Here is a 13,212-nt window from a genome sequence, read left to right as displayed (position 1 = left end):
CATGAGCAGCGTTCCGCTCTCCCTGTCGGGTATCTCCGCCCATCACGGTCCGACCAAGGTCCTGGACGATCTCAACATCGAGGTCGGAGCCGGCGAACTCGTATCGCTGCTCGGCGCGTCCGGCTGCGGGAAGACCACGACACTGCGAGTAGTCGCCGGTTTCATGACGCCGAGCGAGGGCAAGGTTCGGCTCGGCGGCCGCGACCTTACGCACCTGCCGATCCACAAGCGCGATATCGGCCTCGTCTTCCAGAACTATGCGCTGCTGCCGCACCTCTCGGTGTTGGAGAATGTCATGTTCGGCTTGAAGCAGCGCGGCATGGCGTCCGACCTGCGCCGCAGCAAGGCGATCGAGATGATCGAGATCGTCGGATTGACCCGCTTTGTCGACCGCCTGCCGGCTGCGCTGTCGGGCGGGCAGAAGCAGCGCGTGGCACTGGCGCGTGCGCTGGTCATCGATCCGCCGCTGATGATGTTCGACGAGCCGCTGTCGAATCTCGACGCCAAGCTGCGCATCGATATGCGGGTTCAGATCCGCCGGCTGCAGCAGGCCGGCGAGCGCACCGCGCTCTACGTCACCCACGACCAGGAGGAGGCGTTCTCGATCTCCGACCGCGTTGCGATCATGAATGCCGGCCGCATCGTCCAGCTCGACGCGCCGGAAGTGCTCTACAAGCGGCCCGCCAACGCCTTCGTCGCCCGCTTCGTCGGCTTCGAGAACATTCTGCCGATCGAGGTTGTCGCCCGCGACGGGAGCGAGGCAACGGTGCGGCTGTCGGACGGCACCGAGATCGCCATGTCGGAGAAGGAGTTCGGTCCGATCCCCGACAAGGCGCTGCTCGCGGCGCGGCCCGAGGGCCTATTGCTTGGCGGCACGCCGGGCGGGGCGATTCCTGTAACACTTGGCCTCAGGACCTATCTCGGCCGCGCCTACCAGTATCATTGCGCCGGTGGGACGGGTACGCTCATCGCGCATGGAGACGCCGAGGCGCCTCAGTCGCCCGGCCAGGTTGCACATCTGTCGATCAACCCCGCGCAGAGCGCGATCCTGCCGTTCGAGACGCTTGCAAGAACCGAAGAGGATATCTGAGATGACCCACCGCAATGTCATCGTCGGCTGCGCGCAGATGGGGCCGATCGCCAAGGCGGACACCCGGGCGCGGGTGGTGAAACGCCAAGTCGAACTGCTGCGCGAGGCGAAGGGCAGGGGCGTCGAGTTCGTCGTCTTCCCCGAGCTTGCCTTCACGACCTTCTTCCCCCGCTGGCTGATCGAAGACCAGACCGAGATCGATTTCTATTTCGAGACCGAGATGCCGGGACCTGAGACGCAACCGCTGTTCGAAGCTGCGGCCGAGCTCGGTATCGGCTTCTACATCGGCTATGCGGAGCTCGCGGTCGAGGATGGCCTTCGGCGGCATTTCAACACCTCGATCATCGTCGACAGGACCGGCGCGATCGTCGGAAAATACCGTAAGATCCACTTGCCCGGCCATGCCGAGCCGGTGCCGGGGCGCGATGCGCAGCATCTCGAGAAGCGCTATTTCGAACCGGGCAATCTCGGCTTTCCGGTCTGGCGCACGCTGGGCGGCATCGCGGGCATGTGCATCTGCAACGACCGCCGCTGGCCCGAGACCTACCGCGTGATGGCGCTGCAGGGCGCCGAGATCGTCTTCGTCGGTTACAACACGCCCGACGACCATACCGGTGTGTTCGATTTCGACCAGTTGACCGGCTTCCACCACCAGCTTTCGCTCCAGGCCGGCGCCTACCAGAACGCCACCTGGGTCGCAGCCGCCGCCAAGGCCGGCAACGAGGAAGGGTCGAACATGATCGGCCTGTCGATGATCGTCGCTCCATCGGGTCAGATCGCCACCATGGCGACGACCACCGGCGACGAGCTGATCTCGGCGCGCTGCGACCTTGAGATGGGGGCGCTCTACAAGCGGACGATCTTCGACTTTGCGCGCCATCGGGAGCCGGCCCATTATGGCCTGATCGTCGAACGCAAGGGTCCGATTCTGCCGGAGTGAGGGGCGAATGAGCATGACGAAGAACAGCGCCGCCATCGAGGAGATCAAGCCCGCCACCGAGCGGCCGACCGAGAACCCGGTCGGACAGATGCTGGCCAAGCTGCGTTTCGAGAACAAGTGGACGCTGGCCGACGTATCGAAGCGCACGGGCGTGTCCGTCTCGGCCCTGTCGAAGATCGAGAACAACGTATCGTCGCCGGCCTACAGTGTGCTGGTGCGGCTTGCCGAGGGGCTGGGCATCGACTTCGTCGACTTTCTCGGCACGCCGAGCGAGCGCTTCGCCACCGCTGCGCGCGTCGTGACGCGACGCAGCGAAGGCCGGCGCTACGCCACCGACATGGGCGTCTACGAGGCCCTGGCGACGGACCTCGCGGCCAAGTCGCTGGAGCCGATGATTATCGAGATACCGTTCCGCGCCGCCGGGACTGCGCCAGTGCGCTCGAAGCATCGCGGCGAGGAGTTCGTCTACGTGCTGGAGGGCGAGGTGGTCTTCCAGATGGAACCCTATTCGCCGCTCAGGTTGTCGCAGGGCGATTCGATCTATTTCGACGGCTCGTCCTCGCACGGCTTCTCCTCGACCAGCGAGCGCCCGGCGCGAATCCTGTCGGTCTGCCTCGTCGGCCGGGGCGACGTCGGCCAGGACCGTTTGAGCGGGAGTCCAGCCAAATGACCTCGCCTGCCGAAGACATCGCGCTGGACGCGAAGACCGAGATTGCAATCCGTCAGGACCTGACGCTCGTGGCGCTCGGCAAGCGTCCGGCCGACGTGGCGCTCAGGGTCGGCCGCCTGCTCGACGTCTCCACCCGCACCTGGCGCGAGGATCAGGAGATCGTCATCAAGGGCCGGCGCATCGCCTATGTCGGTAATGCCGGCTCCTATCCCGGCGAGGTCGGCCGGCGCGTGCATGAGCCCGATCTTGCCGCTGTGCCCGGGCTGGGCGAGGTGCACAAGCACATCGAGAGTTCGCATCTCACGCCCGAATGGGAGGCTGCGCTGGTGCTGCCGCGCGGCAACACCTGGACCTGCGAGGCGAGCCATGAATTCTCCAACGTCAATGGCGGCAAGACCCTCGAATTCTGGCTCAAGGCCCGCGCAGCTGGCTCGCCGCTGAAGATCTTCCCCCTGCCGGGGTCGGCCGTGCCGCCCACCGGCTACGAGCACGGCGGCGGCTGGCTTGGCTATGACGAGCAGCGCGATTTCCTGCGCGAGAGCCTGATGGTGGCCGGCCTCGACGAGGTGATGGACTGGCCGGCCGTCTGGAATCCTCAAAACCCGTCCTACGACCGGCTCTGGGGCATGATCCGCGCCACCTTCGAACAACGCGGTGTTGTTGAGGGACATGCGGCGGGTATCCGCGACATTCCCACCATCAATGCGTTTGCCGCCGCCGGCCTCGCCTCCGACCACGAGGCGTGGACGGTCGAGGAGTTCTGGGAAAAGCTGTCACGCGGCCTGTTCATGGAACTGCGCCCGCATAGCCTGCCGGAAGTGATCGCCGGGCTGTTGGAGAAGGGCCTTGCTGACTGGTCTCAGATCGCGCTGACAACCGATGACCGCTCGGCCTCCGATACGCTGGAGCTTGGCGCGACCGACCATAATGTCCGGCTGGCGATCAAGGCCGGGCTGGCACCGGAGATCGCGATCCAGTGCGTGACGATCAACCCGGCGCGCCACATGCGGCTGACGCCGTGGGTGGGTTCGATCGCGCCCGGCCGTTATGCCGACATCGTGCTTCTGTCGAACGTTGCCGAATTCGAGATCGCCAAGGTCTGGGCGGATGGTGCGCAGGTCTCGGACGGAAAGACCTACCTGCCCGCCGTGCCGCGGATCGACTGGCCCGAATGGGCGACGAAGACGATCAACATCGGCCGGCGGCTCGAAGCGTCCGACTTCGCCATTGCCGCCGAGCCCGGCCGCGCGACGATGCAGGCGGCTGTGCTCCGTCCCTTCCACTGGACCGACGACTTTCTCACCTTCGACCTGCCGGTGAAGGACGGGCTGGTGCAGCGCGACGAGAGCCGCAACATCACCAAGTTCTCGATCGTCGACCGCTTCTCCGGCACGGGCGCGGTGTCGAAGATGTTCTGGCTCGGCTGCGGTCCACGCACGCCCGACACCGCGCTCGCCTGCTCGATGGCGCATGACAAGCACAACATCTGGTGCGTCGGCTCTTCGGATGAGGCGATGGCGACGGCGGTCAACGCGCTCGCCGAAAACGACGGCGGGTGGGCGCTGGTGCGCGGCGGCGAGGTGGTCGCCCGCGTGCGCTACGAGGTTGCCGGACTGATGTCGTGCCGGCCGGCCGAGGCGCTGCATGAAGAGATGCAGCATCTCTACGCCGAGGGCGCCAAGGTGGATTGGATGTACGAGCCGACCTTCCAGCCGCGCTGGTTTCCCGGCTTCCCCGAACGCCTCGCCTTCGCGACGCTTACCTGTGCACCGTGGCGCTGGGTGCTCGTCGCGCCGAGCGACTATGCGCCGCAAGGCCTGGTCAACGTCCAGACCGGCCAGACCCATCCGGTGGTCTTCTAAGAAAGCATGCCATGTCTTCGCTCTCCAAGTCCGGGCATCCGCTCGACCTGTCGCGCCGTTTCCCCGGCTTTGACGCCTGCCCGACGCCGCAGGTGGTGGTCGATGCCGAAGCGCTCGCCGGCAACATCGCGCGGATGGCGCAGATCACGCATGGCAAGGCGGCGCTGCATCCGCATGTGAAGACACACAAGAGCCTCGCCGTCGCCGCGATGCAGCGCGAGGCAGGCGCGGCCGGGTTCACCACCGCGCGTGCCAACGAAGCAGAGATGATCCTGCGCGCCGGCCTGGGGCCGGTGACGCTTGCCTATCCGATGATCGAGCCGGCGGAGGCTCGGCGCCTGCTCGAACGCGTGGGGGAAGGAGAGCTTCGCTTCATCGCCGACAGCCCGCAGGGTGTGTCGGCGCTCGCCCGCGCCGCAGCCGATGCCGGTCGGCGAACGAAGGTCTTCGTCAAGGTCGACGTTGGCCTGCACCGCTGCGGCGTCGATCCGCATAGCGAGGCGGCGCATGCGCTGGCGCGGCAGATCGACGATGCCTCGCATCTCTTCTTCGCGGGCCTGCTGTCCCATGCGGGCCACGCCTATGGCGCGGGCGATCCGGACGGCATTCGCGTGGTCGCTCGGCAGGAACTCGCCTTGATGGCGAAGCTGCGCGACAGTCTTCGGCGAGCCGGAATCGAAGTGCCGATCATTTCCGTCGGCAGCACGCCAACGCTGATCGCCAATGCCGGCTTCGACGGCGTGGATGAGGTGCGACCCGGAAACTACGCGTTCCTCGACCTTACCGCCGTCCGACTTGGCATCGCCACGCGCGACGACGTTGCGCTCGGCATCGCAGCCCGTATCGTCTCGGCGAACGGCACATACGCCATCGCCGGTGTCGGCTCCAAGACGCTTTCGTCCGATCTCGGCGCGCATGGCACCTCGGGCACCTCCAGCTATGGCGAGGCCTGGGCCGGAGGCGAGGAAACGCCGTTCACGGTTGAAAAGCTGTCGGAAGAGCACGCCTTTCTGCGGCTCGCTGGCCGCAGCCTGCCGATCGGCACGCCGGTGCTCATCCTGCCCAACCATTCCTGTCCGGTCGCCAATCTCTCCGGCGGGCTGCTGCTGCTCGCGCGCGACGAACCACCGCGCCACCTCTCGATCGACGCGCGCTCGAACAGCGTCGGCCAGGCGTAGTTGAGGCCGGATTGAATCGGCAGATGATTTTCTTAACCGGTCGTCTATAAATACTACCACTCGACCTCCGGTCGGGATTCCCGCGACCGAGCTCGGACCGATTTTGGGGTGGCTATGGCGGCAGGAACGGACATCAGGCCATCGCGCCGCGCCGTGATCGGCGGGGCGGCGGCCCTTGTCGTCACCCGGCCTGCCTTCGCGCAGCAAACCGGTTTCCTGAGCGATCTTTCCCACCCTGAAGGCCAGCGCCTGCTGCGAGTCGCCATGCCCCGCTTCGGATCTCCACCCTTCTTCGAGAAGGCTGGCGACCCCGACGCCGGTATCGACGTCGATATGGCCCGTGCCGTGGCACATGCGCTCGACCTCGAACTGGTCTTCGATCGCTCCGCCACGACGTTTGACGAGGCGGTCGAGCAGATCGCGCGCGGCGACGCGGACCTCGCCGTCTGCAAGCTGAGCCGCACCGTGCGGCGAGGCCGCCTCATCCTCTATTCCCGGCCTTATGCCGTGCTGAACCACGGCCTGATCACCAACCGCGTCCGTTTCGCGAGGCTTGCGGCCGGCCATCTGGCCGACGACGTGGTGCGTGATTTCCGCGGCGACCTTGGCGTGATCGCCCACTCTTCCTTCGCCGAATTCGCGGCGACGAGCTTCCCGAACGCCAAGGTCCGCGAATATTCCGACTGGGCGGCCATGGTCGACGCCGTGCGTCGCGAAGAGATCGACATGGCCTACCGCGACGATTTCGAGATCAAGAAGCTCATGGTCGACGACCCCTCGCTGACGGTCGTCGCGCGCTCGATCACGCTGACCGACCGCACCGATACGCTGGCGATCGGCGTTCGGCCGGACATGGCGCATCTCGCCTCCTTCGCCGACCTTTTCCTCGACCTCACGCGGGGCGACGAGATGATGAAGACCGACACCATCATCGCGCGCTATCGCGCCGCGCGGGGCGCCTGACGATGCCGGCCTCGGAAGCCGCCGGGCGTCGCTTCGATATGTTGACGCTGGTGAAGCGCATCCTGCGCTCGCCCTTCACCACGCTGGCGCTGATCGGCCTCGGCATCCTGTGCGGCATGTATGCGCCGGATGTGGCCCATGCGCTGAGCCCGATCGCCAACGCCTATCTCAACCTCCTCAAGATGGTGGTGCTGCCGTTCCTCATCTCGGCGGTGATCTTCTCGATCACCTCGATGGTCCAGGATCCACAGTCCGTGCGCTACCTGCCGCGCATCGCGTTGGCGGTGCTCGTCGTCTCGGTGCTGGGCGTGGCGCTGAGCGGGACGCTGTCGCTGATCCTGCAGCCGGGAGAAATCTCCGATCCGCAGTCGCGCATCGAACTCGGCCGGTTCATCAATTCGCAAGGTGCGGTCTCGACGGACCTGCAGCTTCCTCTGACACCACCGGCCAATGTGGAAGAGACGGTAGGCCCGGTGTCCATCATCCTTGGCCTGGTGCCGAGCAACGTGTTCGGCTCGCTTGCCAAGGGCGATGCGATCCAGGTCCTGCTGTTCTGTCTCCTGTTCGGCCTCGCCGTCGGCCAGGTGCCGCAGCAGTCGTCGATGAGCCTGGCGAGGGTGCTCGACGCGGTCTACCGCGCCTGCATCATCCTCACCAACTGGTTCATCTGGGCGCTTCCCTTCGCGACGTTCATCCTGATCGCCGAGCAGACGGCGACGATGGGGCCGGACCCGCTGACACTGATGGGCGGGTTCCTGCTGGTGATGGGGCTGTCCACCCTCGCGGTAATGCTTGTCGCGTTCGGCATTGTCGCTATGCGTTCGAGGCAAGGCTACTGGACGACGGTCAAGGCCTTCCAGCCGCTGCTCATGGTGGTCATCACGACACGGTCCTCGGTCGCAGCGCTTCCCTGGGTCATCAACCTGCTGGTGGAACGGCTCAGGTTCAATCAGGTCGTTGTCGAGCTTCTCGCGCCATTGAACGTGGCGCTGCTGCGGACGGGCGCGATATTCCTCTATGTCAGCGGGGTGATCTTCATTGCCCAGCTCTACGGGCGCACGCTTTCCCTCGGCGACCTCGCCCTGATCGGCGTGTCCTCGTCGCTGCTCGCGCTCACGACCACCGGCATGGCAGGCCTCGTGATCCTTTCGCAGATGTCGATCCTGTGCGGCTACCTGAAGCTGCCCTTCGAGGCCGCCTTCGTCCTGTTCGTCGCGGTCGACGCCGTGTCCGACACGTTCATGACGCTCTCCAGCGTCTGCACAGTCACGGCGACGACCGCGGCGATCGCGCCGCACACAAGGGAAGTGCCGGACGCGCATGCCGGGGAGGTGGCGATGGAGGAGCCGGCAGGCGCGGAGCAGCCGGCGTGACGGAGCGGCTCGAGTTTCGGCTGGGCATCATCGGCGGGCTCGGCCCGCTTGCCTCGGCCGACTTCTACCGCAAGCTCACCGAACTCACGCCGGCCCGGGTCGACACCGACCACCTGCCACTGGTGTTGCTCAGCATCCCGCAGCTTCCCGATCGCACCGAAGCGATCCTCAGCGGGTCGGACGCGGTGCTGAAGCAGCTGCTCGTCGCGGTCCGCATGCTGGATTCGCTGGGCGTGGAAAGCATCGCCATGCCGTGCAACACGGCGCATCACTGGTTCGAACGCCTCGCCGCGGAAACCTCGGCCGATCTGGTTCACATCGTCGACAGTGTCGTCGAGGAGATGGGACACAGCTTCACCGGGCGGCGCGTCGCGGTGCTTGCAACCCCCGGCACGCTATCGTCCGGCTTCTATCAGGACAGGCTGCTCGCCGCCGGATATGAGGTTTGCGTGCCCTCCGCCGCCGATTTCCAGCAGGACGTCAATCGCGCGATTGCCGACGTCAAGGCAGGCGACCTCGCCAGCGCGGGCGTTGCGCTCGGAAATGCGCTCGCCGCGTGTCGCCAGGCCGGTATCGAGGCCGCGATCCTCGCCTGCACCGAGCTCTCCGTCATGTCGCGGGAGGTCGATGGCGCAGGGCTGGCGATCTTCGACAGCAATTCGGCGCTCGCCATGGCCTGCCTTCGCCGACTGGGCTATGTCGCGGCCGATGTCCGGCCGGTGGTGCGCAGACGCGCCGGATGAGCGAACGGTTCATCGTGCTGCGCGAGATCACCCTGCCGCGATAGGTCTTGCGTCGGATATCCGTGGGACTACCTTGGGTGAAGGAGATGCCACGATGACTGAACCGACCGACGAGACCAAGCTCACCCGAACCAAGCGCAAATGGGCGGCCGAAGGGAAGTTCCTGACGGGAAAGGTCGTCCGCGGCGAGCATGAGCGCCTGCCGCCAGGCCAGCATCTCGTGCGCGACTGGCCGATCCTCGACCTCGGCATGACGCCGCAAGTGTCGGAGCAATCGTTTCGGCTCGACGTCATCGGCGCGGTTGAACACCCGGTCAGTTGGAATTTTTCGCAGTTCAAGGCCCAGCCGCAGACGAGCTTCGTTACCGACATCCACTGCGTGACCACCTGGTCGCGCTACGACAACCGCTGGGACGGCGTATCGACGCGCGATCTCCTGGACGTCGTCATGCCGCGCCCGGAGGCGCGCTTCGTCGAGCTGTATTCCAGCGACGGCTACACGACCAACCTGACGATCGAGGACTTCGCAGCGGAAGACGCGATCGTTGCGCACAGCTGGGAAGGCAAACCGCTGACGCGCGACCATGGCGGTCCGGTGCGACTGGTCGTGCCGCATCTCTATTTCTGGAAGAGTGCGAAGTGGATCAACCGCGTCCATTTCCTCGACCGCAACAAGCCCGGCTTTTGGGAGCGAAATGGCTATCATGACCGCGGCGACCCCTGGAACGAGGAGCGCTATTCGTGACGCCGGACGAATGGTACCACCTGTCGGATGCGGGCCACGGCGTTACCCGCCTCACCGAGCCTTATGTCGATCCCTATTACAGCGCCAACCTCTATTTCGTGCGCGGCCGCGACCGTGACCTCCTGGTCGACGCAGGCATGGGCATCCTGCCGCTTAAGCCCGTGCTGCCGCTGACCCAGGGCAAGCCGGTCCTCGCGCTTGCCACACATGTCCATGTCGACCACGTCGGCGCTCTGCACGAGTTTGCTGATCGCGCCGGCCTTGCCGCCGAAACAGAGCTCTACGAGACGATGCCCGACGAGGCGACATATGCCGAGGAGTATCGCGAGCGCGAGGCGCCCGTGACGCGGTTGCCCATGCCAGGATGGAAGATCACCGACTATCGCCTCCAGCCGGCCCCCTTGACGCTTCCGCTGCAGGAAGGCGACCGGGTCGACCTCGGCGACCGCTCGTTTGCCGTGCTTGAACTGCCCGGCCATTCGCCCTGCATCGCGCTGTTCGACGAGGCCAACGGCGTGCTGTTCGCGGGCGACGCGATCTATGACGACCTGCTTCTCGACGACATGCCCTGCAGCGACAAGGTTGCCTACCGCGCCACGATGCGCCGTCTGATCGAGGAGGTCGATGCGAAGGTGGTCTTTGGCGGCCACGGCGAACCGTTCGATGGTGCGCGGATGCGCGAGATCGCGCGGAATTATCTGGAAAACGGCAGCGGCGTCTGAGCCAAACAATTCCGCTTTACATCCTTCCCGGCCGAGGGATTTATCCTTGCTTTCAACGCGAGGAGCATTCCCATGACTTTCGAAACCTGGCTCGCCTTCGCCGCCGCCTCGGCGGTGCTGCTGGTCATTCCCGGCCCGACGATCCTGCTCGTGGTCTCCTATGCGCTCGGCCAGGGCTGGCGCACTGCGCTGCCGATGGCGGTCGGCGTTGCGCTCGGCGACTTCACCGCCATGACGCTGTCGATGCTCGGCATCGGCGCGCTGCTGATGGCCTCGGCGACACTGTTCACCGTGCTGAAGTGGATCGGCGCGGCCTACCTCATCTGGCTGGGGGTAAAGCTCTTCCGGGCTGGCGGCACGCTCGGGGCGGAGCCGCGGCGCGATGTCGCGAGCGCTGCGAAGATGCTGGCGCATGCCTGGCTGGTCACGGCGCTCAACCCCAAGAGCATCACCTTCTTCGTCGCCTTCCTGCCGCAGTTCCTCGACCGCCACGCCGACTTCTGGCCCCAGATGGCGATCTTCGAGGCGACGTTCCTCGTGCTCGCTTTCTGCAACGCCTTCGGCTACGCGCTGATCGCCGCGCGCGCCCGCAGCGTCTTCGCCAGCGAACGCGCCATCCGCATCTTCAACCGCACCGGCGGCTCGCTGCTCGTCGGCGCCGGTGTCGCGACGGTGGCGATACGGCAGGGGCAATAGATTCCCCGCGACACTTTCGCCGCGTCGATCCCGTTCTCGACCGGCGCGGATGGTGGGTCTATGGTTGTCGCGGGCAATCGGCGAAGAGACTATGCGCGACAGACTGGGCAACATCGTCACCGGCGCGAACGCGGCGTCGCTCGAACATTACGAGCGGGGCCTGCGCCAATTGCAGACCTTCACCGGCGATCCGGTGGCCTCCGCCAATGCGGCGATCGCGGAATCGCCCGGCTTCGTCATGGCCCAGATGCTGAAGGCATGGCTCTACGGCCTGTCGACCGACAAGGCGGCGATGGACGTCGCGCGGCAAATCCACGCGACAGTCAAGAACCTGCCGATGACCGCGCGCGAGGCCGGCCATGTCGCCGCGCTCGGCCGCCTCGTCGGCGGCGAATGGAACGGCGCGGGCGAGACCCTTGCGGCGGTCGCGCGCGACTTCCCGCGTGACGCGCTGGCGCTCCAGGCCGGGCACCAGATCGACTTCTTCACCGGCAACGCGCCGATGCTGCGCGACCGGATCGCTGGCGCGCTGCCGCACTGGGATCATGCGATGCCGGGCTATCACGCCTTGCTTGCTGCCCATGCCTTCGGTCTCGAAGAGACGGGCGACTACACCGCCGCAGAGGCTGCGGGCCGAAAAGCGGTCGAGCTTGAGCCGCACGACGGATGGGGCCAGCACGCGGTGGCCCATGTCATGGAAATGCAGTGCCGCCAGGCCGACGGCATCGGCTGGATGAAGACGGCCTTCGCCAACGGGGCGGACGACAGCTTCATGAAGGTGCACAACTGGTGGCACCTCGCGCTGTTCCATTACGATCTCGGCGAGCACGATGAGATATTCTCGCTCTATGACGGGCCTATCTATGGCGACCACTCGACGCTGGCGCTCAACATGGTCGACGCGGCCGCGCTCCTGTGGCGGCTGCATCTCGGCGGCGTGGAGGCTGGCGAGCGTTGGCAGGTGCTGGCGGACAACTGGACGCCGCTCGCCGGCGACGGCAACTACGCTTTCAACGATATGCATGCGATGATGGCCTTCGCCGCCGCCGGCCGGACGGATGCGGCGCGGACCTTGCTGGCGACGCAGGAAGCGGCCGTCGAGGGGGGCGGCGACAATGCCGGCTTCACCCGCGCCATCGGCCTGCCGGCGACGCGAGGCATCCTCGCCTTCGAGAATGGCGACTACCGCACTGCGGTCGAACTGCTCGGTCCGATTCGCGCAATCGCCCATCGCTTCGGCGGCAGCCACGCCCAGCGCGACGTGATCGACCTGACGCTGATCGAGGCCGCCATCCGCTCGGGAGATGCCGCGAGGGCACAGAGACTCACGGAAGAACGCATGGTCGCGCGGCCTCACAGTCCACTGTCGAAATTATTCCAAAGCCGAGCTCGCGACCTTACCCCCGTATGACCCTGATCGTCTTAGGAGTCGGATTTCCTCGCAATGCTGAATTCATATCCTGTTCTGTCAGTCGTCCGCTTTTCCAAGCATTGAGCACGCGAGTGCAGACCGTCCGGGGCATGGCGGCCACCGAGGTGCCTGCGAAGGCCGCCATCTGTTCCTGCTCCGCCCTAGACTCTTTCTGCCATTCACGAATACAGATCGTGATGGCATCTGTGCGAATCTTGTCATTCTGGCGCATCGCCGCCTGACCATCGCTGTAACTAAGATTTCCGCTGGTACTGCACCCGCCTAACGTCAGAACGACAAGTGCCATAGTCGCAGTACGATGCATCATACTTCCCCCACCGCGCAGTTGTTGAATATCAGGCTACACACCCAACCGCGGAGTGCAAGGGGACATGGCTGATGCGGCGAAGCGCAGAAGCTGACGGAGGCTGTGATCAGCCTCGGCCCCTGACAACCCTGATCAGGTTCTCGGTAGGCCTGCCGCTGTCCAAGGAATCCCAGTCGGCACGTGTCAGACGACCAGACGTCACGCCGTCAAAAACGCGCTTGCAGTAGATGCTCGGCGCCATCGCCCGCGATACCCCAATGGCTTCGGCAAGCTGTTTACGCACCTTTTGGGATTTCATCCCGACGATCTCAGTGCATTCTGAATGCGCCTCGCGTCCGATATCGGGGTTTTTGACGGCCCTCTGAAGGCGCGCGTAGCCATCTTCGCTCGTGGTGCAGGCACCGACGGCCAAGCTCAGCGCGAGCAATGTCGTAATTCTTCTCACATTGGAGTCCCCCAACCTGGCAGCTAGTCTAGGTTGAAGGATTGCG

At 65.6% G+C, this 13,212-nt stretch carries 13 protein-coding genes; 12 read left to right on the top strand and 1 reads right to left on the bottom strand.

The genetic code is table 11. The features are described from left to right. Position 1 precedes the first annotated feature (1 nt). From B9Z03_RS23960 to B9Z03_RS23905, 12 genes are all read left to right on the top strand, one after another. Positions 2-1,090, top strand: a complete 1,089-nt coding sequence (locus tag B9Z03_RS23960) for an ABC transporter ATP-binding protein (RefSeq protein ID WP_085466522.1) — start codon at positions 2-4, stop codon at positions 1,088-1,090. 1 nt (position 1,091) lies between these two features. Next, complete coding sequence (locus tag B9Z03_RS23955) at positions 1,092-2,030, top strand: N-carbamoyl-D-amino-acid hydrolase (protein ID WP_085466521.1); 939 nt, start codon at positions 1,092-1,094, stop codon at positions 2,028-2,030. Between the two features lie 13 nt (positions 2,031-2,043). Further along, complete coding sequence (locus B9Z03_RS23950) at positions 2,044-2,700, top strand: helix-turn-helix domain-containing protein (protein ID WP_085466520.1); 657 nt, start codon at positions 2,044-2,046, stop codon at positions 2,698-2,700. Then, on the top strand, positions 2,697-4,562 hold the full coding sequence (locus tag B9Z03_RS23945) for an adenine deaminase (RefSeq protein WP_085466519.1): 1,866 nt from the start codon (positions 2,697-2,699) through the stop codon (positions 4,560-4,562). Before B9Z03_RS23950 ends, B9Z03_RS23945 begins: the two co-directional genes overlap by 4 nt. Positions 4,563-4,573: 11 nt before the next feature. Beyond that, positions 4,574-5,740 (top strand): alanine racemase, encoded by a 1,167-nt coding sequence (locus tag B9Z03_RS23940; protein ID WP_085466518.1) that lies wholly within the window; start codon positions 4,574-4,576, stop codon positions 5,738-5,740. A 114-nt stretch (positions 5,741-5,854) separates the two neighbouring features. After that, on the top strand, positions 5,855-6,703 hold the full coding sequence (locus tag B9Z03_RS23935; RefSeq protein WP_085466517.1) for a substrate-binding periplasmic protein: 849 nt from the start codon (positions 5,855-5,857) through the stop codon (positions 6,701-6,703). A gap of 2 nt (positions 6,704-6,705) precedes the next feature. Next, the gene (locus B9Z03_RS23930; protein ID WP_085466516.1) at positions 6,706-8,076 is read left to right on the top strand and encodes a dicarboxylate/amino acid:cation symporter; all 1,371 of its coding nucleotides are present in this window, start codon (positions 6,706-6,708) and stop codon (positions 8,074-8,076) included. Further along, positions 8,073-8,819 carry a cysteate racemase gene (locus B9Z03_RS23925; protein WP_176247604.1) on the top strand — a complete coding sequence of 249 codons (747 nt, stop codon included), beginning with the start codon at positions 8,073-8,075 and terminating at the stop codon, positions 8,817-8,819. The genes B9Z03_RS23930 and B9Z03_RS23925 overlap by 4 nt, the downstream gene beginning before the upstream one ends. Before the next feature lie 94 nt (positions 8,820-8,913). Beyond that, positions 8,914-9,564, top strand: coding sequence for a sulfite oxidase-like oxidoreductase (locus B9Z03_RS23920; protein WP_085466514.1), 651 nt, complete (start codon positions 8,914-8,916; stop codon positions 9,562-9,564). Continuing rightward, positions 9,561-10,286 (top strand): MBL fold metallo-hydrolase, encoded by a 726-nt coding sequence (locus B9Z03_RS23915; RefSeq protein ID WP_244561828.1) that lies wholly within the window; start codon positions 9,561-9,563, stop codon positions 10,284-10,286. Before B9Z03_RS23920 ends, B9Z03_RS23915 begins: the two co-directional genes overlap by 4 nt. Before the next feature lie 72 nt (positions 10,287-10,358). Beyond that, a complete protein-coding gene (locus B9Z03_RS23910) occupies positions 10,359-10,982 on the top strand; it encodes a LysE family translocator (protein ID WP_085466513.1) in 624 nt (207 codons plus the stop codon). Positions 10,983-11,073: 91 nt separating this feature from the next. After that, the gene (locus B9Z03_RS23905; protein WP_085466512.1) at positions 11,074-12,393 is read left to right on the top strand and encodes a tetratricopeptide repeat protein; all 1,320 of its coding nucleotides are present in this window, start codon (positions 11,074-11,076) and stop codon (positions 12,391-12,393) included. Between the two features lie 434 nt (positions 12,394-12,827). Here B9Z03_RS23905 and B9Z03_RS23900 read toward each other — a convergent pair whose 3' ends face one another. Next, positions 12,828-13,148, bottom strand: coding sequence for a hypothetical protein (locus tag B9Z03_RS23900; protein ID WP_085466511.1), 321 nt, complete (start codon positions 13,146-13,148; stop codon positions 12,828-12,830). Positions 13,149-13,212 lie beyond the last annotated feature (64 nt).

The sequence above is a fragment of the Mesorhizobium australicum genome (genome assembly GCF_900177325.1).
GTDB lineage: Bacteria > Pseudomonadota > Alphaproteobacteria > Rhizobiales > Rhizobiaceae > Mesorhizobium_A > Mesorhizobium_A australicum_A.
This window is presented reverse-complemented; position numbering and strand designations above follow the sequence as displayed.